Here is a 22769-nt window from a genome sequence, read left to right on the forward strand (position 1 = left end):
GTCTCGTTGTCCGGTCGTGGGGCGGACGGCGGGGGCCAGGGGGCAGGATGTGCCTCCACGGGTGGTGCGGTGCGGAGCGGGAGAAGGTGGGCGGATGGGCGTTCCTGACGGTGGCGGGCTGCCGGACCTGCCGGATGTGGGGACGTACGTCGTGGACGAGCGGGGCCACATCGTGCGGGTCTCGCGGCGGGCGGCGGAGCTGCTGGGCCGGGCGCCGGAGGAGCTGGTCGGGCAGGACGCGCACGACCTGCTGCACCGTGACAGCCAGGGGCGGACGCTGCCGCGGGCGCGGTGCCCGATGCTGCAGGCGTTCCTCGGCGGGCGGACGGCGCGGGGCGACCTGGAGTGGTTCGAACGCGGCGACGGCTCGCCGCTGGCGACGTCGTGGCTCGTCACGCCCTGCGGCCTGGGCGACGGCCGAACGGGGGCGCTGGTGCTGCTGCACCGGTCGCCGTCCGCCGCGGCCGACGGCTGGGAGGCGGCGGGGACGGCCGCGCCGCTGTCGGAGCTGGACCGGCTCGCGCTGCTGGCGGAGACGACGACCCGGCTGACCTCGACGCTGGACACCGAGGAGGCGCTGCGGCGGCTGGAGCGGCTGGTCGTGCCGCGGCTGGCGGACTGGGCGGTGGTGGACCTGATCACCGAGGAGGACGAGGTGTGGCGGACCGCGGTCGTCGGGCACGAGGGCGGCGCGCTGGTGCGGCGGGAGGACCTGGAGGGTCCGCTGCCGCCGGTGGTGCCCGACTCGCCGATGCCGCTGTCCCGTGCCCTGCGGGGGGCGGCGTCGGCCCTGACCGGCCCGGACGCGTACGAGGTGGCGCCGGACTCGGGGGTGGCGGTCGTCCAGCGGGAGCTGTTCCGTGCGACGGGCATGCACTCGGCGGCGATCGCGCCGATCCGGGGGCTGCGGGAGGTGCTGGGGGCGCTGACGCTGGGGCGGTCGGCGCAGCCCGTGGCGTTCGGGGCGGCGGAGCTGTCGCTGCTCGACGACATCGCGAGGCGTGCCGGGCTCGCGCTGGACAACGCGCGGCTGTACCAGCGGCAGCGGCGGGTCGCCGAGACGATGCAGCGGCATCTGCTGCCGCAGCTGCCGGGCGTGCCCGGTCTGGAGATGACGGCGCGGTACGTGCCGGCCCCGCAGGCGTCGCAGGTGGGCGGCGACTGGTACGACGCGTTCGTCCTGCCCGACGGGGCGACGGCGCTGGTGATCGGCGACGTGGTGGGGCACGACCTCGACGCGGCGGCGGGGATGGCGCAGATCCGGAACATGCTGCGGGCGTACGCCTGGTCCGAGGGGGAGTCGCCCGGCGCGGTGGTGGACCGGCTCGACCGGGCGGTCCCGCACATCGCGGAGGCGTCGGTGGCGACGCTGGTCCTCGGCCGCGCCGAGCCGCTGGACGGCGGGGGCTGGCGGCTGCGGTGGGTGAACGCGGGGCATCCGCCGCCGCTGCTGGTGACGCACGACGGGAAGACCCGTTTCCTCGACGGGGGGCACAGTCCGCTGCTGGGCACGGGCCTGGTGCCGGGCCGTTCCGACGCGGTGGCCGCGCTGCCGCCGCTCTCGACGCTGGTGCTGTACACGGACGGGCTGGTGGAGTCGCCGGGCCACTCGATCGACGAGGGGCTGCTGCGGCTGCGGCAGCACGCGGCGGCGCTGGCGCGGCGGCCGCTGGGCGCGTTCTGCGATCTGCTGCTGCCGCGGGTGCGTCCGTCCGACAACGACGACGACGTGGCGGTGCTGGCGCTGCGCATCCCGGACGGCGGCTGAGCCGGGGCGGCGGCGGGGGCATTCGCCCGTGGGGGGAAAGCGGGGGTGTCGCGCGGGTGTTCGGGAATGCGCGCGGCGGGAAGTCCGGAATGTTGCCGTGCATTGCGGTCGCGTGGCAGGTTCATGGATTTTCCCTGATTTCCTTTTCCGGCTCACGGCGCGCTGCCTAGGCTCCGGGGAGCAGAGCGAGGGAAAAGGGGCGCACATGGCCGTCACGGACGAATTCCTGGAGCACAACGCCTCGTACGCGGCGGGCTTCGAGGGCCCGCTGCCGCTGCCGCCCGCGCGGCATGTCGCGGTCGTGGCCTGCATGGACGCGCGGCTGAACCCGTACGGCGCCCTCGGGCTGCGGGAGGGTGACGCGCATGTCATCAGGAACGCCGGCGGTGTCGTGACGGACGATGTGATCCGTTCGCTGGCCATCAGTCAACGGCTGCTCGGCACACGGGAGATCGTGCTCGTCCACCACACCGACTGCGGCATGGTGACTTTCACCGACGACGCGTTCAGGCAGGGGATCGAGAACGAGACGGGGCTGCGTCCGCCCTGGGCGGCGGAGGCCTTTCCCGACGCCGAGGAGGACGTGCGGCAGTCGTTGCGCCGCATCGCGGCGAGCCCTTTCGTGCCGCACAAGGAATCCGTGCGCGGTTTCGTCCTCGACGTGTCCACCGGGCGGCTGGGCGAGGTCGTCTGAGGCCCCCGCGTCCGCCCCGCTCCCCCGCTGCTCCCCCTCCCGCCAGACCCGCACCCCGCACACCCGCACACCCGCGCCGAGACTCCCGAGGAACCCGCATGAGCCAGCCCGTCGACGCCGTGACCGGCGGACACACCCCGCAGGACGACGACCGGCCCGAGCCGTCGGCCGCCTGGTCGTTCGAGACCCGCCAGATCCACGCCGGGGCCGAGCCCGACCCGGCGACCGGCGCCCGCGCGGTCCCGATCTACCAGACGACGTCGTTCGCCTTCCGCGACACGCAGCACGCCGCCGACCTGTTCTCGCTCGCCGAGCCGGGCAACATCTACACCCGCATCCACAACCCGACCCAGGACGTGCTGGAGCAGCGCGTCGCGTCGCTGGAGGGCGGCGTCGCGGCCGTCGCGGTCGCGTCGGGGCAGGCCGCCGAGACCCTCGCGATCCTGACGCTGGCCGGTGCGGGCGACCACGTGGTGTCGAGCGCGTCGCTCTACGGCGGCACGTACAACCTGTTCCGCCACACGCTGCCGCGCTTCGGGATCGAGGTGTCCTTCGTCGAGGACCCGGACGACGCGGAGGCGTGGCGCGCGGCGGCGCGGCCGAACACCAAGGCGTTCTTCGCCGAGTCGCTCGGCAACCCGCGCGGCAACGTCCTGGACGTCGCGGCCGTCGCCGAGGCGGCGCACGCGGCGGGCGTCCCGCTGATCGTGGACAACACGGTGCCCACCCCGTACCTGCTGCGGCCCCTCGACCACGGCGCGGACGTGGTGGTGCACTCGGCGACGAAGTTCCTCGGCGGGCACGGCACGACGATCGGCGGCGTCGTGGTGGACGGCGGCACGTTCGACTTCGGCGCGCACGCCGAGCGCTTCCCCGAGTTCAACGAGCCCGACCCCAGCTACCACGGCCTCCGGTACTGGCCCGCGCTGGGCCCGAGCGCGTACGCGGTGAAGCTCCGCGTGCAGCTGCTGCGCGACCTCGGCCCCGCCATCGCGCCGCACTCCGCGTTCCTGCTGCTGCAGGGCGTGGAGACGCTGAGCCTGCGCGTGGACCGGCACTCGTCCAACGCGCTGGCGCTCGCCCGCTGGCTGGAGCAGCGCGACGAGGTGGCGGCCGTGCACTACCCGGGTCTGGAGTCGAGCCGCTGGCACGCGGCGGCGCAGCGGTACCTGCCGCGCGGCGCGGGGGCGGTCGTCGCGTTCGAGCTGCGCGACGGCGTGGAGGCGGGCAAGCGCTTCGTGGACGGCGTGAGCCTGTTCAGCCACCTGGCGAACATCGGCGACGTCCGCAGCCTGATCATCCACCCGGCGTCCACGACGCACAGCCAGCTGGACGAGGAGCAGCTCGCCGCGACCGGCACGTCGCCCGGCCTCGTCCGGCTGTCCGTGGGCCTTGAGCACGTGGACGACCTGACCGCCGATCTGGAGAGCGGCTTCCGCGCGGCGAAGGGCGCGTCCTGAACACGGCGGCCGACACCGTCCTCCCGCCGGCCACCGGGGCCTGGCGGGAGGGCGACCCGGTGGGCGCCCGCCGCTTCGCGCGGCTGGGCCCGCTGCGCCCCGAGCGCGGCGGCGAACTGCCGGACGTCACCCTGGCGTACGAGACGTGGGGCCGTCCGGCGCCCGACGGGTCGAACGCGGTGCTCGTCCTGCACGCGCTCACCGGCGACAGCCACGCCGCAGGTCCCGCCGGTCCCGGGCATCCCACGGCGGGCTGGTGGGACGGCCTGATCGGGCCGGGCCGCCCGCTGGACACGGACCGCTGGTTCGTGGTCGCGCCGAACGTCCTGGGCGGCTGCCAGGGCAGCACGGGCCCCGCGTCGCCGGGGCCCGGCGGGCGGCCGTGGGGCGGCGCGTTCCCGCTGCTGACGCCGCGCGACCAGGTGGCGGCCGAGGCGCTGCTCGCGGACGCGCTGGGCGTCGGCCGGTGGGCCGCGGTGATCGGCGGCTCGATGGGCGGCATGCGGGCGCTGGAGTGGGCGGTGACGCACCCGGGGCGCGTCGGGTCGCTGTTCCTCCTGGCCTGCTCGGCGGCCGCGTCCGCCGAGCAGATCGCCTGGTCGGACGCGCAGATCCAGGCCGTGCGGAACGACCCCGGCTGGCGCGGCGGGCACTACCACGACGCCCCGCCGGGCCGGGGGCCGCACCTCGGCCTGGGGCTGGCGCGGCGGATCGCGCACGTCACGTACCGCAGCGAGCCGGAGCTGGCGGCGCGCTTCGGGCGCGCCGGGCACGACGGCAGGTTCGACGTGCAGGACTACCTGGACCACCACGCGGAGAAGCTGGTGCGCCGCTTCGACGCGGCCAGCTACGTGGTGCTCAGCGACGCGATGAACGCGCACGACGTCGGCCGCGACCGGGGCGGTGTCGCGGCGGCGCTGCGGCGGGTGCGGGCGGCGACGCTGGTCGCGGCCGTGGACTCCGACCGGCTGTACCCGCCGTCGCAGCAGGCGGAGCTGGCGGGCGGCATCGCGGGGGCTGACGGGCTGCGGGTGATCAGGTCGGCGCGGGGGCACGACGGGTTCCTGGCCGAGACGGAGCAGGTCGGGGCGCTGCTGCGCGAGTTGCTGGCCTGACGCGGACGGCGGCGCCCCGGCTGCCGCCGCCGGGTGCCGCGGTTAGCGTCGTCGCAGGACGCCCGCAGCGAAGGGAGCACGCGGATGGAACGCCGTGCCGACTGGCCCGTGCCCGCCGAGGGGCTGGTGCTGACGCATTTCCTGACGGTCAGGGACGTGGCCGTTTCGCGCCGCTTCTACGCCGAGGTGCTCGGCGGCGAGGTGGTGCTGGACGAGAACCCGTGCATCGTGAAGGTCGCCAACGGGTGGCTCATCATGAATCCGGGCGGCGGGCCGACGCCGGACAAGCCGGGGATCACGCTGCGGGCGCCGGAGGAGGGCGACCCGGTGTCGTCGTTCCTCAACGTGCGGGTCGCGGACATCGCGGCGTTCCACGCGCACGCGGTGGCGCACGGCGCGGAGTTCGTGACGGAGCCGCTGGACCGGAAGGCGGAGATCCGCTGCTACTTCCGGGACCCGGACGGCTACCTGATCGAGGTCGGCCAGGCCACCGGCATGCTGAAGGGCCTCTTCGCCGACACGCCGGGCCGGTCGGGCTGACGCGCGTCGGGCGGGGTCAGCGGAGGGTGAGGACGTTGCCGGTGATCAGCTCCGCCTCGTCCGAGACGAGGTGGGCGATGGTCTTCGCGACCTGCTCCGGGGTGGCGACGTGGAAGAGCGTGGGGCTCTCCTCGACGAAGCGGCGTACCTCGTCGGTGACCCAGCCGGTGTCGGTGACGGGCGGGTGGACCACGTTGGCCGTGATGCCGAGACCGGCCAGTTCGGCGGCGGCGGACAGCGTGTAGTCGGTCTGGGCGGCCTTCGCGGCGCCGTAGGACACCTCGCTGGGGAAGCCGAGCGCGCCGCCCGAGGTGAGGCCGACGACGCGTCCCCAGTCCGCGCCGCGCGCGCGGTGGCGCCGTGCGAGTTCGCCGATCAGCAGGGCGGGGGCGAGCGCGTCGACGGCGAACTGCCGCTGGAACGTCTCGGGGCTCACGGGGCGCATCGGCCGTCCGAAGCGGTCGGCGGACTCCGGGGTGAAGGTGTCCTGGACCCAGCCGGAGGCGTTGTTGACCAGGATGTCCACCGGCCCGAGGTGTGCCTCGGCGAAGTCGAAGAGCGCGGCGGGCGCCGTGGTGTCGGCGAGGTCGGCCGCGTACGCCGCCGCCTGTCCGCCCGCCCGGCGGATCTCCCCGGCGGTGTCCTCCCCGGTGGGGCCGCCGCCGGGGCCCGGGTCGAGGTAGGCGCACAGGACGGCGGCGCCGCGGGCGGCCAGTTCGCGCGCCGTGGCGGCGCCGATGCCGTGGTTCGCGCCGGTCACGAGGGCGACGCGGCGTGAGGAGGAGAGGGAAGCGGTGTGCATGGGAGGGGATCCTCACACGGCGCGGCTCCCCCGGGGAACCGGATTACGGGGGCGACCGGCCGGGTGCACTGCGTCCGGAGGGGCCGTGCATGATGGCCGGGGAACTGATGTGCGAGTACGGGTGGGGGGCGGGTGTGGAGATCCGGCTGCTGGGGACCGGCTCGGCCGACGGGTGGCCCAACCCCTGGTGCGTGTGCCGCTCGTGCGCCTGGGCGCGGGAGACTCCCGGGGCCGAGCGCGGGCAGACGAGCGTGCTGGTCGACGGCACGCTGCTGATCGACACGGGCAGTGCGCGCCGCGCGCGCGTGCCGCTGCACGAGGTGCGGACCGTCCTGTTCACGCACGCGCATCCGGACCACGCCGATCCGCAGCCGCTGCTGTGGCGGCAGTACGCGCAGGCGCGCCGGGACGTGGCGGAGCCGCTGGAGGTGGCCGGGCCGCCCGCCGCGCTCGACCTGTGCCGCGACTGGGTGGCGCCCGGGGCGCCCGTCACGTGGACGCCGCTGCTGCCGGGGGACGCCGTGCGGCTGGCGAGCGGCCACCGGGTGCGCGCGTTCGCCGCCGACCACTGGCGCGACGATCCGTACGTCGGCCCGGCGCTGCTGTACTCGGTGGACGACCGCCTGCTCGCCGCCTGGGACACCGGGCCGCGGCTGCCTGAAGTGGCGCACGCGCCCTACGACTTCGTGCTGCTCGACTGCAACGACGGGCTGCGGCGCGGCGACGGGCAGCACCACGACCTGGCGGCGTTCGCGCGGACGGTCGCGGCGCTGTGGGAACGGGGGGCGGTCGGCGCCCGTACGCAGGTCGTCGCCGTGGCGCTCGGCTGCGCCAACCCGCCGGGGCCCGAGCTGGACGCGATCCTCGCCCGGGTGGGGGCGAGGGCGCCGTTCGACGGGACGGTGCTCGTCTCGGGCGGCGGGGAGCGGTGAGCGGGGGCCGCCCGGCGCGTGGCCGGGCGGCCCCTGGCGGGCGGCGTCAGCCCAGCAGGCCGGGGCGCTTCCACTCCTCGCCGAGCACGTTCTGCGCGAGGAAGGCGAAGACGGTCTCGTACCAGATCGTGGCGTGGTTGGGCGTGAGGACCCAGTGGTTCTCGTCGGGGAAGTAGAGGAACTTGTGCGGGCTGGTGCCGTCCGCGCGGCCGTCCTTGGCCTGGAGGTCGGCCCACAGGCGGAAGCCCTCGCCGACCGGGACGCGGTAGTCCTTGTCGCCGTGGATGACCAGCATCGGCGTGTTGATCTTGCCGATCCCGTGGTGCGGCGAGAACTCGTCGGCCATCTCGGGGGTGAACTCCTCCGCGAAGGCGTACGCGTAGTCGCTGACGCGGATCGAGTGCTCCAGCGTCCACAGGGACGCGTGGGTGACGATCGCGTCGAAGCGGTCGGTGTGGCCCGCGACCCAGTTGGCCATGTAGCCGCCGTACGAGCCGCCCATCGCCGCGGTGCGGTTCCCGTCGATGTCGGGGCGGCGTTCGGCCTCGTCGGTGAGGGACATCAGGTCGGTGTACGGGGTGCCGCCCCACTGGCCCCAGCCGCGGCGGATGAAGGCGTTGCCGTAGCCGGTGGACAGGGCGGGGTCGGGCTGGAGGACGGCGTAGCCGCGGGCGACGGCGAGCCACTGGTTCCAGCGCCAGGACCAGGCGTTGGTCGAGCCGAGCGGGCCGCCGTGGATCCAGAGCAGGAGCGGGGCGGGGTTGTCGGCGGAGGCGCCCTCGGGGAGGGACAGCCAGGCGCGCAGCGGGGTGCCGTCCTCGGCGGTGGTGGTGACCTCGGTGAGCCGTCCCGGCAGGGTGGCCGGGCGGCCCAGTGCCTCGGCCGGGCCGGGGAGCGGCTGGAACGGGCCGGGCGCGTCGAGCGGTACGCGGACGGGCGCGGGCGGGGCGTCCATGGCGGAGCGCACGGCGTAGACCCAGCGGCCGTCGGGCGACACGTGCGGGTCGGTGTAGGCGCCGTCGTCGGGTGTCAGCCGGGTGGTCTCGCCGGTCTCGGCGTCCACGCGCCACAGGGGCGAGCGGCCGTTGTCGTCGGCGGACAGCACGAGGGCGGAGCCGTCGGGGGTCCAGGCGGGGGTGTGGGGCCAGCGGTCCCACTCCTTGGTGAGGTGGCGTACGGGGCCGCCGTCCAGGGGGACGATGGCCAGCCACTCCTCGACGGCGACCTCGGGGTCGAGGCGGCTGGAGACGACGACGGCGACGCGTGTGCCGTCCGGGGAGATGCGGGGCGCGATCACCTCTCCGATCGCGGGATCGTCGAGGAGCGTCCTGCGCTCGCCCGTCGCCGTGTCGACGGCGACGAGGGTGAGGCGCTGGCGTCCGCCCTCCTCGGGGACCATCCAGGCGGCGGCGACGGTGCCGCCGTCGCGGGAGAGGTCCCAGCCGCCGTCGTCGTGGAGTGCGGCGCCGACGTGGCCGGTGAGGTCCCCGGGGGCCGCGGGCGCGGCGTCCGGGGCGGTGTCGTCGGGGAGCCCGGTGGTGAGGAGGCGGGTGGTGGCGGGGCCGAGGTCGTGGTCCCACAGGCGCGTCTGCGTGGCCTCGTGCAGGATCGCGGTGACCTTGGCCTTCTTGCGTGCCTCGCGCAGTTCCGCGTCGTGGTCGGCGCCGGTGGCGGACGGCAGCAGTTCCGAGGTGATGACGACCGTGCCGGAGGCGCCGGCGCGGGCGGCCTTCACGCCGCCCGCGGGGGCGGCGACGAGCCGCGGGTCGCCGCCCGCGGCGGGCTGGGCCCACAGCGCGGGCGCGTCCTGGGGGTCGGAGTCGCCGGGGGCGGGGCGCGAGGAGACGAACAGCAGGTCGCCCGAGGGGGCGAAGACCGGTCCCGAGACGGCCTTGTCGCCACGGGTCAGGCGCCGGGCGGGGCGTTCGCCCTCGGGGTCGATCTCCCACAGGGCCGGCACGAACCGGGCGCGGTCGCTGTCGAGCGTCGCGGCGGTGACGACGAGGCGGCTGCCGTCCGGTGACAGCGCCAGGCCGCCGACGCGCGGCAGATCGGCATAGGAGTCGAGGGCGTGGAAGGCGGTGCCGGGTGCGGCGTCCTGATCAGGGCTTTTCGTCATTCCGTCTTCTTATCACCCGGCACGGACGGGTTTCCATGCCGTTTCGCGGGCGTCTTCCGCCGCGCGGTGACGGCCCCGGTGGCGAGAACCGGCCACCCCGCACCGGGCGCCGGACGGCGGTGGCGCGGACGGCCCGTACCATGGGCGGGCCGGTCTCCCCCGGTGCGGGCACCGCCCGCCGGGGCAGGGGCGCGGCGGCCGGTGCGGCACATCGCGCGGCGGGGGGCTCGTACGGGACATACGGGCGGCCCCGCGCGGTGCCGGCTCCGGCGGACAGCAGAGGGACAGACCCTCGGGGTCCGCGGTGGCGCGGACCGGCCGCACCGGAGAGGAACGAGACGTGCAGTCCCGACGGACGCCGACCGACGTGCTGGCCCGGATGGACAGTCTGCTCGGGGAGGAACCGCCCGCGCGCAGCGGCGCCGTGTGGCGGCTGTCCGAGGGGGACCGGCAGCTGGACGCCAATGTCATCCGGCTCGCGCCCGGCACGGAGGTCCCCGCCCACGTCGAGCCGGACGTGGACGTCCTGCTGTACGTGGTCGGCGGCGGCGGGCGGCTGCGGACGGACGAGGGCGCCGTGGACCTGTCGCCCGGCAGCCTCGTGGCGCTGCCCCGGGGAACGAGCCGTGCGCTGTCGGCGGGGGCGCAGGGTATGGCCCACCTGACCGTCCACCGCAGGCGGCAGGGGCTGAGCATCCGTCAGGGTCCGTCGCGGCCGGTGGGCGGCGTTCCGTCGGTGGCCGCGGCCGCCTGCGCGGCCTGCGGGCGGCGGGTGCGGGAGGCGGACGCGCTGTACTGCGCACGCTGCGGCACCGCCCTGCCGACGGGCTGACACAGGCGGGGCCGGGGCCGGACAGCCGGGCGGTCAGGACGGCGCGCCGCCGCCTTCCCGCCGCAGGACGGCCATCAGCCGCTTTTCCGCCTCGTCGAGGTGGACGCGCATCGCACGCGCGGCGGCCCGGCCGTCGCCCGCGGCGATCGCGTCGAGCACGTCGCGGTGCTCGGCGTACGTCTGCTCCTGGCCGCCGACGCGCAGCTGGAGCCGGTAGACGTGGGTGTGGGGCTGGAGGCGGGCGAGGGTCTCGCGGAGCATGACGTTGCCGCCGGCCACCGCGACGCGGTCGTGGAACCCGGCGTCGCACAGGGCGAAGTCGCGGTAGTGCGCGTACCGGCCGCCGTCGAACGGCTCCCGCGCGCCCTGCCACAGCTCGCGCAGGGCGGCGAGGTCGGCGTCGTCGCGGTGGCGCGCGGCGGCGGACGCGGCGGGCTCCTCCAGGTAGCGGCGCAGGTCGAAGAGTTCGGCGAGGCCGCGCGCGTCGAGCAGCGGGGTGGCGGTGAACCCGGCGAGCGCCCGTTTGGTGACGAGGCCCTCGCTCTCCAGCCGGGACAGGGCCTCGCGCACCGGCGTGGGCGACACGTCGAGGCGCCGCGCGACCTCGTCGATGTTGACCCGCCCGCCCGGCGGGAGGACCTGGTCCATCAGGAGGGAGCGGATCGCCTCGTAGGTGTGCTCGGCGAGGGCGCGCCGCCGCGGCATCGCGCCCGAGGCCCTGGCCCAGGGGTCGTCCGCCGCCCCGTCGGGGCCGGTGGGGTGGGTCATCGGCTGCTCCTCGGTCGCGCGCGGCCCGCTCGGGCCGGGATGGCGATCCTATAGGATTTTTCCGATCGGGTCGGCCGGACGGACCGGACCGGCAGGGAACGAGCCAGCGGGAGGGCCGCCATGCGCATCGAGTCGGTGCGGACCGTCGTCACGAGTCCGGGACGCAACTTCGTGACGCTGAAGATCACCACGTCCGACGGGATCACGGGCCTGGGCGACGCGACGCTCAACGGCCGCGAGCTGGCCGTCGCCGCCTACCTGACGGAGCACGTCGAGCCGCTGCTGACCGGCAGGGACGCCCGGCGCATCGAGGACACCTGGCAGTACCTCTACCGGGGCGCGTACTGGCGGCGCGGCCCGGTGACCATGGCCGCCATCGCCGCCGTGGACACCGCCCTGTGGGACATCAAGGCGCAGGCCGCCGGGATGCCGCTGTACGAGCTGCTCGGCGGCGCGTCGCGGCGCGGCGCCCTCGCGTACGGCCACGCGTCGGGGCGGGACGTGCCCGAGCTGTTCGACTCGATACGCGCCCACCTCGACGCGGGCTACCGCGCCATCCGCGTCCAGACGGGCATCCCCGGCCTCGACTCGGTGTACGGCGTCGCCGCGTCGGCGGCCGGGGGCGGCGACCGGTACGACTACGAGCCCGCGCGGCGCACGGCGCTGCCCGTCGAGGAGGCGTGGGACACCCGCGCGTACCTGCGGCACGTCCCGTCCGTCTTCGAGGCGGTGCGCGCGGAGTTCGGCCCGGAGCTGCCGCTGCTGCACGACGGGCACCACCGCATGACGCCCATCCAGGCCGCGAAGCTCGGCAAGGCGCTCGAACCCTACGACCTGTTCTGGCTGGAGGACGCCACCCCGGGCGAGGACCCGACCGCGCTGCGGCTGATCCGGCAGCACACGACCACGCCGCTGGCCATCGGCGAGGTCTTCAACTCGGTGCACGACTACACGCCGCTGCTCCAGGAGCGGCTGATCGACTACGTGCGCTCCGCCGTCACGCACACCGGCGGCGTCACGGCGATGAAGAAGCTGCTGGACATGGCGGCGGTGTACGGCGTGCGGTCCGGCATGCACGGCCCGACCGACATCTCGCCGGTCGGGCAGGCCGCCGCGCTCCATCTCGACCTGGCGGTGCACAACTTCGGCATCCAGGAGTACATGCGCCACTCCCCCGACACGCTGGAGGTGTTCCGCACGTCGTACACCTTCGAGGACGGCCTGCTGCACCCCTCCGACACCCCCGGGCTCGGCGTCACGCTGGACGAGGAGGCCGCGGCGCGCTTCCCTTACGCCCCGGCGTACCTCCCCGTGAACCGCCTGACGGACGGCACCGTGCACGACTGGTGAGGCGGGGTCAGCAGGCGCAGCCGATGTCGCCGGGCGGGGCGGTCAGGCCGTCGGCGGGGCGGCGGACGAGGCCGGTGGCCGTGCGGACGGGGAAGCCCTCGCGGACCCAGTACTCGTAGCCGCCGGTCATCTCCTTGACGGGGACGCCGAGCCGGGCGAACGCGGCGGCGGCGCGGGTCGCGCCGTTGCAGCCGGGGCCCCAGCAGTACGTCACGGCGACGGCGCCCGGAGGCACGGCGGCGGCGCCGCGCCGGGGGATCTCGGCGGTGGGGAGGTGCACGGCGCCCGGCACGTGCCCGAGGTCCCAGGCCGCGCGGCTGCGGGTGTCCAAGACGACCAGGCCGGGGGCGTCGGCCTCCAGGTCGGCGTGGACGTCGCTGACGTCGGTCTCGAACGACAGGCGGGCGGTGAAGTGCGCGAGGGCGGCGGTGGCGGGCGCGGCGGGGGTGGCGAGGACCGCCGGGGCGCTGAGGGTGTCGGTCATGCGGCGATCCTGCCGGGACGCCGGTGCCGGCGGCGAGTGGCGCGGACGACACCTGTCGCTAAGATGCCGCCATGTCCGTGCCGCTGCCCGCCCCCGCCGTGCCCCGTTCGGGCGCGGCCCGTCGCCGTACCGTCTCGGTGCTCGCGTACGCGGGGATGTCGGTGTTCGAGACGGGGATCGTCACCGAGGTGTTCGGACTGCCGCGCCCGGAATTGGGCGTTCCCTGGTACGAGCTGGCCGTGTGCGCCGAGCGGCCGGGGCCCGTGCCCGTGATCGGCGGCGCGGCGCTGTCGACGCCGCACGGCCTCGACGACTTCGCCGCGGCGGAGACGCTGATCGTGCCGGGCGTGCCGGATGTGGACGGGCCCGTCTCCCCCGGTGTCGTCGCCGCCCTGCGCGCGGCGCACGGGCGCGGCGCGCGCATCCTGTCGATCTGCTCCGGCGCCTTCGCGCTGGCGGCGGCCGGGCTGCTCGACGGCCGCCGCGCGACGACGCACTGGCGCTACGCCGACCGGCTGCGCCGCCGCCACCCGGCGGTGCGCGTGGACCCCGACGTGCTGTACATCGACGAGGGGCAGGTCCTGACCAGCGCGGGCAGCGCCGCCGGGCTCGACCTGTGCCTGCACGTCGTGCGCCGGGACCACGGCGCGGCGGTCGCGAACGCGGTGGCGCGGCGGCTCGTCGTGCCGCCGCACCGCGAGGGCGGGCAGGCGCAGTTCGTGGAGACGCCGGTGGTGGACGATCCGCGGGACGCGCGGGTGGCGCGGAGTGTCGACTGGGCGCTCGCGCACCTGGCGGAGCCGGTGACCGTCGCCGTGCTGGCGCGCAACGCCCATCTGTCGGAGCGCAGTTACCTGCGGCACTTCGCGCGGGCGACCGGGACGACGCCGATCCGCTGGCTGATCGGACAGCGGGTGAGGGCGAGCCTGGCGCTGCTGGAGACGTCGGACGCGCCGGTGGAGCGGATCGCCCGCGCGGTGGGCTTCGAGACGGCGGTGACGTACCGGCACCACTTCGCGCGGATCATGCGGACGTCGCCGACGGCCTACCGGCGCGCGTTCCGCACGGCGGCCTCGTCCGCGGGCTGAGCGCTGTCCGGCAGATCGTGGCCCTCGCCGTCGAGGCGGTAGACGGAGACGTGGGACGGCGACTCGGCGGTGAACTCGGCGCCCTGCCAGTCGGCGTGCCGGGACTCCAGCCGGAATCCGGCGAGCTGGGCCATGAGGTCCAGTTCCGCCGGCCATATGTAGCGGTGCGGGCTGCGGAACGTGCGCGCCTCCGCGCCGTCGCCGAACCGGAAGTGGTGGGAGACGACGTGCTGGCGCAGCACGTCGTAGGTGTCCACGAGGAGGTAGCCCGGTTCCGACCGTCCGACCACGGCCTGCTGGCCGGGCGGCAGCTTCCGCAGTTCGGGGACCCACAGTTCGACGACGAACCGTCCGCCGGGACGCAGGTGGCGGGCGGCGTTGCGGAAGCACGCGACCTGTCCTGCCTGGGTGAGCAGGTTGGAGATCGTGTTGTAGACGAGGTAGACGAGCGAGAACGTGCCGGGGGCGCGGGCGGTCGCCATGTCGCCGACGACGACCGGGACCGCCGCCTCGTCCGCCTTGGCCCGCAGCCGCTCGATCATCGGCGGCGACAGCTCGACGCCGGTGACCGGCACGCCGCGCCGCGCGAGGGGGACGGCCACCCGGCCGGTGCCGACGGCGAACTCCAGCGCGGGGCCGCCGTCGGCGAGCCCGGCCAGGCGGTCCACCGCCGGTTCCAGGACCTCCGGGGCGAACATGCCGGTGCCGGGCGTGTCGTAACCCCGGGCGACGTCGGCGTTCCAGATCTCTTCCTGTGCCATGCCGTCACACGATGCCCGGAACGGCCCGCCGGGGCGACGGGTTTTCCGCCGGGTGCCCGTCAGACGACGGCGAGGGCGTCGATCTCCACGAGCATGGCCTCGTGCGGCAGGCCGACGAAGACGGTGGTGCGGCTCGGCAGGATGCCGCTGGGGCAGTTCTCCTCGACGAACGCGCGGTACGCCTCGTTCATCGCCGCGAAGTGCGCGCGCTCGGTGAGGTAGACGCGGAACATCACGACATCCTCGACGTCGGCGCCGCCCGCCAGGAGGACGGCGCGGACGTTCTCCAGCGTCCGGCGCGTCTGCGCGGCCACGTCGCCCGGGTGGAGGTACTCGCCGGTGGCCGGGTCCTGCGGGCCCTGGCCCGAGACCTGGAGCAGCGGCCCCTTCCTGACGCCCTGGGAGAACCCGTGCGCGGGCGCCGGCGCGCCCTCGGCGCGGATCTGCTCCTTGTCGGCCATCGCCGTACCTCTCTCCTGGTCAACGTCTGTGCGGCACCTACCCTATGGGGTGACGAGAGGGCGGTGACGGCATGGCCGATCTCCTGATCAGGGGCGCCACCGTGGTCGACGGTACGGGGGCGCCGGGCCGCGTCGCCGACGTGACGGTCACCGGGGGCAGGATCGAGGACGTCGGCGGCCCGTTCCCGGCCGCGCGGCGGGTGGTCGACGCGGCGGGCCTGGTGCTGTGCCCGGGCTTCGTCGACATGCACGCGCACTCGGACCTGGGCCTGCTGACCGACCCAGGGCACCTGGCGAAGGTCAGCCAGGGCGTCACGTGCGAGGTGCTGGGACAGGACGGGCTGTCGTACGCCCCGGCCGACGACCGCACGCTCCCGCAGATCCGGCGCGCCGTCGCCGGGTGGAACGGCGATCCGCCCGGCGTGGAGTGGGACTGGCGGAGCGTCGCGGGCTACCTGCGGCGGCTCGACGCGGGCATCGCCGTCAACGCCTGCTACCTCGTGCCGCAGGGCTCGGTGCGGATGCTCGCCATGGGCTGGGACGACCGCCCGCCGACCCCGGCCGAGCTGGACAGGCAGCGCGAACTGGTCGCCACCGGGCTGCGGGAGGGCGCGGTCGGCATGTCGAGCGGGCTGACGTACGCGCCGGGGATGTACGCGGACGACGCCGAACTGACCGAGCTGTGCCGGGTCGTGGCGCGTCACGGGGGCTTCTACGCGCCGCACCACCGTTCGTACGGCGCGGGGGCGCTCACCGCGTACGCGCAGATGATCGAGGTGGCGCGCGCCTCGGGCTGCGCGCTCCACCTCACGCACGCCACGCTGAACTTCGGCGTCAACAGGGGGCGTGCGCCCGAACTGCTCACGCTGCTCGACGCCGCCCTGCGCGATGGCCTGGACGTCACCCTGGACACCTATCCGTACCTGCCCGGCTCGACCACACTCGCCGCGCTGCTGCCGAGCTGGGCGTCCGAGGGCGGCCCGGACGCCACGCTGGCGCGGCTGCGCGACCCGGCGGCGCTGCCGCGCGTACGGCGTGCCCTGGAGGTGGACGGGTCGGACGGCTGCCACGGGGTGCCGGTCGAGTGGGACACGATCCGGATCTCGGGTTCGCGCGACGCGGCGGCGGTCGGCAGGACCGTGGACCGGCTCGCGGCGGAGGCGGGGCGCGCGCCGTTCGACGTGTTCGTGGCGCTGCTGCTCGGGGACGGGCTGTCCACGACGATCCTCCAGCTGGTGGGGAACGAGGAGAACGTCCGCGCGATCATGCGGCATCCGGCGCACATGGGCGGCAGCGACGGGCTGCTCGCCGCCGAGCGCCCGCACCCGCGGGCCTGGGGCACGTTCCCGCGCTACCTCGGGCACTACGTGCGGGACGAGGGCGTGCTGGGGCTTGAGGAATGCGTGGCGCGGCTGACGGGGCGTCCGGCGCGGCGGCTGCGTCTTGAGGGACGGGGGCGGGTGGCGCCCGGCTGCCACGCGGACCTGGTGCTGTTCGATCCGGGGACGGTGCGGGACACGGCGACGTTCGAGGAGCCGCGGCAGGTGGCGGAGGGCATCGCGTACGTGCTGGTGGCGGGGGTGACGGTGATGGACGGCGGGCGGCACACGGGGGCACTGCCCGGCCGGGTGCTGCGGCGGGGACCCGACGGTGTGACGCGGTGACTCACCGGTTCGGGTGATGTCGGGGCCGGTTCGGGTCGGGCGCGGACGGGGCTGGGCAGAGTCCGGGCGTACTCGCCGCCCCGCCCGGAGGAACAGTGATGCGCGTCCTGTGCACGGCCGTCGGTTCGCCCTCGCACGGGCGGGCGCTGCTGCCCCTGGCGCGTGCCCTGGCCGGTGCCGGACACGCGGTGACCGTGGCGGCGACGGAGCCGGTGGCGCCCGTCTTCGCGGACGACGACGTGACCGTGGTCCCCGTCCTGCCGCACCTGCCCTTCATGGACCGGGAGGAGATGGCGCGGGGAGCGGGGGACGCGGGTGAGGACGGGCGGATCGACGTGCTGGCGCGCGTGCTCGCCGAGCGGTACCTGCCCGCGACCTGGGACGTCCTGGCCGGGCTGGCGCGCGAGGTGCGGCCCGACCTGCTGGTGCGGGACGGGATGGACATGGCGGGGTGCCTGCTCGCCGAACGCCTGGGCATCGCGCAGGTGCCGATCCCCTCGGGGTTCGCGAACGTCGCCGATCCGGCGGCGCTGCTGGCGCCGCTCGACCGGGCGCGCGAACGGCTGGGCCTGCCGCCGGGGGACGGGCCCGCGTCGCTGTACCCGTACGGGCGGCTGGACTTCCTGCCGCCCGACTGGTCGTTCGCGGCGCGTCCTGCGCCGGTGCTCGCGTACCGGCAGACCACGGCGGTGGACCGCGTGGCGGCGCTGCCCGACTGGGTGGCGCGGCTCCCGGCGGGGCGGCCGCTGGTGGTCGTGGCCTTCGGGACGGCGCTGCCGATGGTGCGCGCCATGACGGGCGGCGGGCGGCTGCCCGAGGGGATCACGGACCCGGCGGGGGCGCTGGCGGCGATCGTCGCCGCGCTGTCCCGGATGCGGTGCGCGGCGGTCGTCGCGACGGGCGGCATGCCGCTGAACGGGGTGGAGCCGGGGCCGTACGTGAGGCTGGCGGAGCGGATCGCGCAGCCGCTGCTGCTGGAGTGCGCCGACCTGTTCGTGCACCATGGGGGGTACAACGGGGTACGCGAGGCGATCCGCACCGGCACGCCGATGGCGGTGCTGCCGAACTTCGGCGATCAGCCGCACAACGCGCGGCGTGTCGAGGAGTTGGGGCTCGGGGTCCGGCTCACCGACACGCGCCCGGCGGCGCTGGCCGCCGCGTTCGAGGGGGTGCTCGGCGACGCGGACACGGTGGCGCGGGCGCGCCGGGCGCAGCGGGCGGTGCTGGCGCTGCCGGACATCGGGCGGGCGCCCGCCGATCTGGAGGCGCTGGCCGCGCGCGCCCGGCGCACGGCGGCCGTACCGTCGCCGTCGGCACCTGCGCGGATGTGAGACGGGCGCCGCGGCGTCCCTGCGGTGGGGGGCACCTCCCAGGCCTACTTGGGCTCGGAGGAACCTCGCCGCGTTGTCGCATCGCGCGAGTACGAGCTGCGGGCCACCGCATCCGACAACGCGGTCCGACGCGACAAGACCCGCACGACGCGCCCTGGTTGTGGCGGAGCCGACGCGATGTCGGCAGTTCGGGCGCGGCGACGCCCGCCTCGACGACTCCGCACAGGTGAGTGCTGCCGGACGGCCTGCCGCGTCAACGGCCGGTGCCGCGTGGGCAGTCAGGACGCGTGGGCTCCCGGTTTCCGGTCCGGCGTGCAGTTGCCCCGGTGCGGGGCGGCCCAGCCCGTCAACGGCCGGTGCCACGCGGGTAGTCGGGATGCTTGCGCCGGGACCGATCCGCGGAAGACACCTGCTGGTCGTGGCGCAGCCGGTGAGGTCCGGTCGGTGGGCTGGGCGGGTCTGCCTCTGGTTCCGGTGGTGTCCCGGCAGGGCACCGCCCCCTCCCGGGGTGCGTGGGAGGGGGCGGTGGTGGGGGGTGGGGTGGTTGGCCTGTGGTGTCAGCCGGTGGTGGTGAAGTGGGCGGTGAGGTCGAGCGGTCCGTCGACCGTGAGGGTCAGCGACGCGCCGCCGTCCAGGGGTTCACCGTCCGCCGTCCAGTGGTCGAAGCGGTACCCCGGTGCCGCCTCCGCCGTGGCCGTCACGGTGCTGCCGCGTTCCCAGCGTCCCGGTTCGACCTGGTGGCCGCCCAGGGTGACGGTGCCGCCCGCGGCCGGTTCCGCCTCGGCGCGCACCGGGTCGCTGGCCATGTTGATGGCCATCACGTTGACCAGGCGGACGGGTCCGCTGCTGGTCGCGCCGTTGTAGCGGGCCAGGTTGACGGCCGTGACGTCGGTGTCCTCCGCGGCGCTGACGACGACGCCGTTCTCGTTGAGGTTGTCGGTGCCGAGGTTCTGCGCGGTCACCTCGCCCGCGGTGACGACCAGGCCGTTGCGGTAGCCGTAGCCGAAGACGTCGAGCAGCATGAGGCCGCGCGCGCCGTCCACCGTCACGAGGTCGGACCGCGCCCGGGTGTACCGGTCGATGACCTGCGGGAAGATGCTCGACTCCAGGCCCCATCCGGCGAGCGCGTAGCCGACGCGGGCGGTGGCGTTGCCGTTGGACAGGACGCCCTCGATCCGGCCGTCCTCGGACGCGCCGACGCGGATGCCCGCGTTGAAGTAGGCGCCGGCCAGCTTGCGGACGAGGAAGTCGTCGCTGTCGCCCATGTCCACGCCGTTCCAGGCGTTGGGCAGGCCGACGTTGACGACGTACACGCCGTCGGCGTCGCCGCGGATCGCGTACGGGTAGGCCGCGACGCTCCCGGCCGGGGCGGCGCTGTTCTCCGGGTAGAACACGCGCAGGCCGCTGACGCCCGCGCCGTTGCCGGAGAGGGTGAGGAACGCCGTGGCCGTCGCCGCGTCCTCGGTCCCGCGGCCCTCGCGGGCCATCAGGACCGTGCCGCCGCTGGAGCCGAGCAGGTCGCGGTTGGGGCCGGCGGACGCGCCGCGCAGTTCGACGCCGCGCGGGACGTCGAGGTGGCCGTCCACGCGGTACCAGCCGGCCCGCAGGTAGACGATGCCGCCCCCGGCGCGTCCTGCCCGGTCGAGCGCGCCCTGGATGGCGCGGGTGGCGTCGCGTTCGGGCAGGACGCCCACGCCGTGGGGGGCGTCGACGTCGTAGAGCACGCCGCGCCTGGCCTGCGGGGCGGGCTCGACCTCGTGGCGCTCGGGCAGTTCGCCGGCGAGCCGGTGGACGGTGCCCTCGACGGCGCCGGTCAGTTCGACGCCGGTGAGCTTCACGTAGCCGCCCGCGTTGTTGTCCACGGCGGCGACGCTGCCCTCCAGCACGCTGTCGGCGAGCTGCATGCCCCAGCGGTCGTCGATGCCGTCGACCAGGAGCGCCGTGTCGGTCCTGCGGACCTCCGTCTCCAGGAACGAACCGGTGAACTCGGCGCGCTGGCCCCGTACGACGTGGATGCCGGTGCGGTAGTCGGAGACGCTGACGCGGTGGAACTGGTCCCACTCCAGGTCGCCGAGGGTGAGTCCGGTGCCGTTGGCGCGTGTCCAGGCGTCCAGGGTCGCGCGGGCGGGCGGGTCGTAGGCGGCGGGGGCGTCGGCCCAGTAGGAGTTGTCGAAGACGATGTTCTCCCAGGTGCCGACGTCGGCGCCGTTGTAGGCGGTGGCGCCTTCGAACAGCGCGGTGCCGCGGACGTTGCGCACGGTGGCCGACTCGTGGACCTGGCCGCTCGACGGCGCCTGGCCCCGGTCGTTGGCCATCGTGCTCAGGCCGATGCCCCGGTAGGAGTTGAGCATGGTCACGTCGGAGACCGTGCTCATCATGTAGTTCTCGTCGCTGGCCCAGGCGCGCCCCGGGATCTGGAACGTGTAGTTGTAGGGGACCGGGTCGGCGGCGTCCTGCTCCGGGTAGTACGTGGTCAGGCCGGAGACCCCGGCGCTGCCGCCGATGCGGAAGAGGACCGGTCCCTCGTCGCCCGGCGGGAGGTCGGCGGTGACGACGGTGCCGTAGTCGCTGCCGCGGGTGTCGGGGTCGCGGCGGTCGCCGCGCAGGGTGCAGAACGCGAAGACCTCGACGGTGTCGGTGACGCGGTACGTCCCGGCGGGGAGCCAGACGGTGCCGCCGCCCGCGTCGTAGCAGTCGTAGATGGCCTGCTGGATGGCGGCGGTGGAGTCGGCGCGGCCGGTGGGGTCGGCGCCGTAGCGGCGGGCGTCGAAGTCGGCGACGATCCAGCCCTCGGAGGAGTGGCGGGTGTCCACCAGGCGGGGGCGCGGGGTGACGGTGCGTTCCTGCCGGATCTCGACCTCGGAGACCGTCTGGGTATCGGCCGCCTCCATGTAGCCGGTCAGGGCGAGGCGCACGTACCGGGCCTGGACGGTGTCGAGGCGCAGGCGGACTTCGCGGTTGGGCTCGGTGCCGCCGGCGAGTCTGACGGTGCGGAAGTTCCGGCCGTTGGTGGAGACCTGGACCTCGAACGCGGTGGACAGGCGCGCACCGAAGGTGACCCGTACGTCGTTGATCCGCCGGTTGCGGCCGAGGTCGAGGGTCAGCCACTCGCCGTCGCCGCCGGTGCCGCTGACCCAGGCGGTGCCGGGGTCGCCGTCCACGGCGGCGGCCGGGTCGCCGCCGCTGCTCGCGGTCGCGGTGGCGCCGCCCGCGAGGTTCGTGTCCACGACGAGGGACTCGAAGGTGACGAGCGCCTCGCGCAGGGCGGCGAGGGCGGCCTTGGCCTGTTCGCCGGTCAGGTCGTCCTGCCCGGCGGTCTCGGCGGCGGCCGCGATGGCGGCGGCCAGGTCGTCCTTGGCGCCCGCGGGGTACTGCCCGTCGCGGTCGCCCTCGCGGGCGGCGTCCAGGGTGCGGCGCGCCGTATCGACGAAGCGGTCGAGCCCGGCGGCGGGCTCCAGCGCGGCGGCGAGCGCGGTGACGCGCAGGGCGGCCACGCTCACGTCGCCGCCCTCGGCGGCGACCCGGAAGTCCGCGCCGTTGGAGCGGTTGGTGAGGATCGCGTCGTCCAGGGCGAACGTGTGGGTGCGCCACTCGCCCGAGCCGGTCAGCGGTACGACCTGGGTGGGCCGGAAGCGGTCGATCAGCTCGTCGCCCGGGGAGTCGTAGTGCAGCAGGAAGCCGCCGGTGCCCTCGTCCAGGTAGTCGACGCTGACGAGGACCGGGCCCGTGTGGTCGTACGCGTACGTGTCGTCCACGCTCGCGTAGAAGAAGCCGGTGCCGCCCGCCTGGTCGGTGCGCCAGAAGCCGCGCCCGTCGTGCGAGCCGGTGACCAGCGCGTCGGGGTTGTCGCCCGCGCGGACGGACAGGGCCCTGGTGTCGAGGGAGGCGCCCAGGCGGGCCGACGCGCCGACGGCGCTGACGCGCAGGGCCGTGACGGTGATGTCGGCGGCCTCGCCGTCCTGTTCGCCGGTGAGGACGAGCCCCGGGGCACCGGCGGCCGGGACCTCGATGGCGGCGGTGCGCCACGTGTCGGAGCCGGTGAGGGCGATCCGCTGGACGGCGTCCCCCGCGGTCAGCACGAGGTCGCCGTCGCCCGCGTCGCGGTAGGTGACGCTGGCGCCGAGCAGGCTGCCGCCCGGCAGGTCGGTGAGCCAGTCCTCGTCGAACGCGAACGCCAGCTCGCCCGTTCCCGCGGCGGCGTCGGTGGCCCAGAAGCCGCGGCCGTCCAGCTCACCGGTGCGCAGTCCGGCGGGGTCCTGGCCCGCCGAGGCGTCGATGCCCAGGGTGCGCGGCTCCTCGCCGAGGTCGGCGCCGAGTCCCTGGGGGTACATCAGCTGGCCGACGGGTGGCGGCGCGGCGTGCGCGGCGGGCAGTGCGGGGACGAGCACCAGGGACAGCAGCAGCACCAGGATCGTGGTGGCGCGCGATCTGGGCGGTCCCGTGGTGGGCGTGGGCGGGGAATGCACGGTCTACCTCCCGGTAGGAACGGGGCGGGCTCAGGCGGAGAGTGCGTGAGGCGCGGGTGCGGGGCGTGCCGGTCGTCCGGCGGGATGCGGTGGTGGCGGCCGGTCGCGAACGGTCATGCGGTCCCCTTCGAAGC

18 protein-coding genes are annotated in these 22769 nt (G+C 75.4%); 11 read left to right on the forward strand and 7 right to left on the reverse strand.

Annotated features, from left to right (window positions below; translation table 11 throughout):
• Positions 1 to 94 precede the first annotated feature (94 nt).
• From ACIBPC_RS25010 to ACIBPC_RS25030, 5 genes are all read left to right on the forward strand, one after another.
• Positions 95 to 1768: a SpoIIE family protein phosphatase gene (locus ACIBPC_RS25010; RefSeq protein WP_398847693.1), complete on the forward strand. Its 1674-nt coding sequence runs from the start codon at positions 95 to 97 to the stop codon at positions 1766 to 1768.
• Positions 1769 to 1973: 205 nt separating this feature from the next.
• A complete protein-coding gene (locus ACIBPC_RS25015; RefSeq protein WP_362967082.1) occupies positions 1974 to 2462 on the forward strand; it encodes a carbonic anhydrase in 489 nt (162 codons plus the stop codon).
• A 98-nt stretch (positions 2463 to 2560) separates the two neighbouring features.
• A complete protein-coding gene (locus tag ACIBPC_RS25020; RefSeq protein ID WP_398847695.1) occupies positions 2561 to 3922 on the forward strand; it encodes a bifunctional o-acetylhomoserine/o-acetylserine sulfhydrylase in 1362 nt (453 codons plus the stop codon).
• Positions 3919 to 5037 carry a homoserine O-acetyltransferase gene (locus ACIBPC_RS25025; RefSeq protein ID WP_398848044.1) on the forward strand — a complete coding sequence of 373 codons (1119 nt, stop codon included), beginning with the start codon at positions 3919 to 3921 and terminating at the stop codon, positions 5035 to 5037. Before ACIBPC_RS25020 ends, ACIBPC_RS25025 begins: the two co-directional genes overlap by 4 nt.
• Positions 5038 to 5121: 84 nt before the next feature.
• On the forward strand, positions 5122 to 5577 hold the full coding sequence (locus ACIBPC_RS25030; protein WP_362967088.1) for a VOC family protein: 456 nt from the start codon (positions 5122 to 5124) through the stop codon (positions 5575 to 5577).
• 16 nt (positions 5578 to 5593) lie between these two features.
• Here ACIBPC_RS25030 and ACIBPC_RS25035 read toward each other — a convergent pair whose 3' ends face one another.
• Positions 5594 to 6379, reverse strand: coding sequence for an SDR family NAD(P)-dependent oxidoreductase (locus ACIBPC_RS25035; RefSeq protein ID WP_398847697.1), 786 nt, complete (start codon positions 6377 to 6379; stop codon positions 5594 to 5596).
• 89 nt (positions 6380 to 6468) lie between these two features.
• Between ACIBPC_RS25035 and ACIBPC_RS25040 the strand changes: the two genes are divergently transcribed.
• Positions 6469 to 7311: an MBL fold metallo-hydrolase gene (locus ACIBPC_RS25040; protein ID WP_398847698.1), complete on the forward strand. Its 843-nt coding sequence runs from the start codon at positions 6469 to 6471 to the stop codon at positions 7309 to 7311.
• Positions 7312 to 7357: 46 nt separating this feature from the next.
• Here the strand turns inward: ACIBPC_RS25040 and ACIBPC_RS25045 are convergent, their stop codons facing one another.
• Positions 7358 to 9430 carry a prolyl oligopeptidase family serine peptidase gene (locus ACIBPC_RS25045; protein ID WP_362967094.1) on the reverse strand — a complete coding sequence of 691 codons (2073 nt, stop codon included), beginning with the start codon at positions 9428 to 9430 and terminating at the stop codon, positions 7358 to 7360.
• Between the two features lie 340 nt (positions 9431 to 9770).
• Here ACIBPC_RS25045 and ACIBPC_RS25050 point away from each other — a divergent pair, with 340 nt between their 5' ends.
• A complete protein-coding gene (locus ACIBPC_RS25050) occupies positions 9771 to 10262 on the forward strand; it encodes a cupin domain-containing protein (RefSeq protein ID WP_398847701.1) in 492 nt (163 codons plus the stop codon).
• Positions 10263 to 10295: 33 nt separating this feature from the next.
• On the opposite strand, the gene ACIBPC_RS25055 is transcribed toward ACIBPC_RS25050, so the two are convergent.
• Positions 10296 to 11030, reverse strand: a complete 735-nt coding sequence (locus ACIBPC_RS25055) for a GntR family transcriptional regulator (protein ID WP_398847702.1) — start codon at positions 11028 to 11030, stop codon at positions 10296 to 10298.
• Between the two features lie 120 nt (positions 11031 to 11150).
• On the opposite strand from ACIBPC_RS25055, the gene manD reads away from it, so the two are divergent.
• Entirely contained in the window at positions 11151 to 12380 is a 1230-nt protein-coding gene (gene manD, locus ACIBPC_RS25060) for a D-mannonate dehydratase ManD (protein ID WP_362967100.1), read from the forward strand.
• A gap of 7 nt (positions 12381 to 12387) precedes the next feature.
• Here manD and ACIBPC_RS25065 read toward each other — a convergent pair whose 3' ends face one another.
• Positions 12388 to 12864 (reverse strand): rhodanese-like domain-containing protein, encoded by a 477-nt coding sequence (locus ACIBPC_RS25065; RefSeq protein WP_398847705.1) that lies wholly within the window; start codon positions 12862 to 12864, stop codon positions 12388 to 12390.
• 71 nt (positions 12865 to 12935) lie between these two features.
• On the opposite strand from ACIBPC_RS25065, the gene ftrA reads away from it, so the two are divergent.
• Positions 12936 to 13952: a transcriptional regulator FtrA gene (gene ftrA / locus ACIBPC_RS25070; RefSeq protein ID WP_398847707.1), complete on the forward strand. Its 1017-nt coding sequence runs from the start codon at positions 12936 to 12938 to the stop codon at positions 13950 to 13952.
• Here the strand turns inward: ftrA and ACIBPC_RS25075 are convergent.
• Both ACIBPC_RS25075 and ACIBPC_RS25080 read right to left on the reverse strand, forming a co-directional pair.
• Positions 13910 to 14713 (reverse strand): class I SAM-dependent methyltransferase, encoded by an 804-nt coding sequence (locus ACIBPC_RS25075; RefSeq protein WP_398847709.1) that lies wholly within the window; start codon positions 14711 to 14713, stop codon positions 13910 to 13912. The two genes, ftrA and ACIBPC_RS25075, sit on opposite strands and share 43 nt — an antisense overlap.
• 59 nt (positions 14714 to 14772) lie before the next feature.
• Complete coding sequence (locus tag ACIBPC_RS25080) at positions 14773 to 15174, reverse strand: RidA family protein (RefSeq protein WP_362967107.1); 402 nt, start codon at positions 15172 to 15174, stop codon at positions 14773 to 14775.
• A 71-nt stretch (positions 15175 to 15245) separates the two neighbouring features.
• Here ACIBPC_RS25080 and ACIBPC_RS25085 point away from each other — a divergent pair, with 71 nt between their 5' ends.
• Positions 15246 to 16838 carry an amidohydrolase family protein gene (locus ACIBPC_RS25085; RefSeq protein ID WP_398847711.1) on the forward strand — a complete coding sequence of 531 codons (1593 nt, stop codon included), beginning with the start codon at positions 15246 to 15248 and terminating at the stop codon, positions 16836 to 16838.
• 98 nt (positions 16839 to 16936) lie between these two features.
• Positions 16937 to 18169, forward strand: a complete 1233-nt coding sequence (locus tag ACIBPC_RS25090; RefSeq protein ID WP_398847713.1) for a glycosyltransferase — start codon at positions 16937 to 16939, stop codon at positions 18167 to 18169.
• 557 nt (positions 18170 to 18726) lie between these two features.
• On the opposite strand, the gene ACIBPC_RS25095 is transcribed toward ACIBPC_RS25090, so the two are convergent.
• Positions 18727 to 22635: a discoidin domain-containing protein gene (locus ACIBPC_RS25095; RefSeq protein ID WP_398847714.1), complete on the reverse strand. Its 3909-nt coding sequence runs from the start codon at positions 22633 to 22635 to the stop codon at positions 18727 to 18729.
• Positions 22636 to 22769 lie beyond the last annotated feature (134 nt).

This window comes from Streptomyces sp. NPDC049879, from assembly GCF_044461265.1.
GTDB lineage: Bacteria > Actinomycetota > Actinomycetes > Streptomycetales > Streptomycetaceae > Streptomyces.

Bases quoted from the DNA above. Each gene is read 5' to 3' on its own strand.
- ACIBPC_RS25055 (WP_398847702.1), bottom strand. From the start codon at position 11,030: ATGACCCACCCCACCGGCCCCGACGGGGCGGCGGACGACCCCTGGGCC.
- ACIBPC_RS25090 (WP_398847713.1), top strand. From the start codon at position 16,937: ATGCGCGTCCTGTGCACGGCCGTCGGTTCGCCCTCGCACGGGCGGGCG.
- ACIBPC_RS25080 (WP_362967107.1), bottom strand. From the start codon at position 15,174: ATGGCCGACAAGGAGCAGATCCGCGCCGAGGGCGCGCCGGCGCCCGCG.
- ACIBPC_RS25020 (WP_398847695.1), top strand. From the start codon at position 2,561: ATGAGCCAGCCCGTCGACGCCGTGACCGGCGGACACACCCCGCAGGAC.
- ACIBPC_RS25015 (WP_362967082.1), top strand. From the start codon at position 1,974: ATGGCCGTCACGGACGAATTCCTGGAGCACAACGCCTCGTACGCGGCG.
- ftrA (WP_398847707.1), top strand. From the start codon at position 12,936: ATGTCCGTGCCGCTGCCCGCCCCCGCCGTGCCCCGTTCGGGCGCGGCC.
- ACIBPC_RS25040 (WP_398847698.1), top strand. From the start codon at position 6,469: ATGATGGCCGGGGAACTGATGTGCGAGTACGGGTGGGGGGCGGGTGTG.
- manD (WP_362967100.1), top strand. From the start codon at position 11,151: ATGCGCATCGAGTCGGTGCGGACCGTCGTCACGAGTCCGGGACGCAAC.
- ACIBPC_RS25075 (WP_398847709.1), bottom strand. From the start codon at position 14,713: ATGGCACAGGAAGAGATCTGGAACGCCGACGTCGCCCGGGGTTACGAC.
- ACIBPC_RS25030 (WP_362967088.1), top strand. From the start codon at position 5,122: ATGGAACGCCGTGCCGACTGGCCCGTGCCCGCCGAGGGGCTGGTGCTG.
- ACIBPC_RS25085 (WP_398847711.1), top strand. From the start codon at position 15,246: ATGGCCGATCTCCTGATCAGGGGCGCCACCGTGGTCGACGGTACGGGG.
- ACIBPC_RS25045 (WP_362967094.1), bottom strand. From the start codon at position 9,430: ATGACGAAAAGCCCTGATCAGGACGCCGCACCCGGCACCGCCTTCCAC.
- ACIBPC_RS25010 (WP_398847693.1), top strand. From the start codon at position 95: ATGGGCGTTCCTGACGGTGGCGGGCTGCCGGACCTGCCGGATGTGGGG.
- ACIBPC_RS25035 (WP_398847697.1), bottom strand. From the start codon at position 6,379: ATGCACACCGCTTCCCTCTCCTCCTCACGCCGCGTCGCCCTCGTGACC.
- ACIBPC_RS25065 (WP_398847705.1), bottom strand. From the start codon at position 12,864: ATGACCGACACCCTCAGCGCCCCGGCGGTCCTCGCCACCCCCGCCGCG.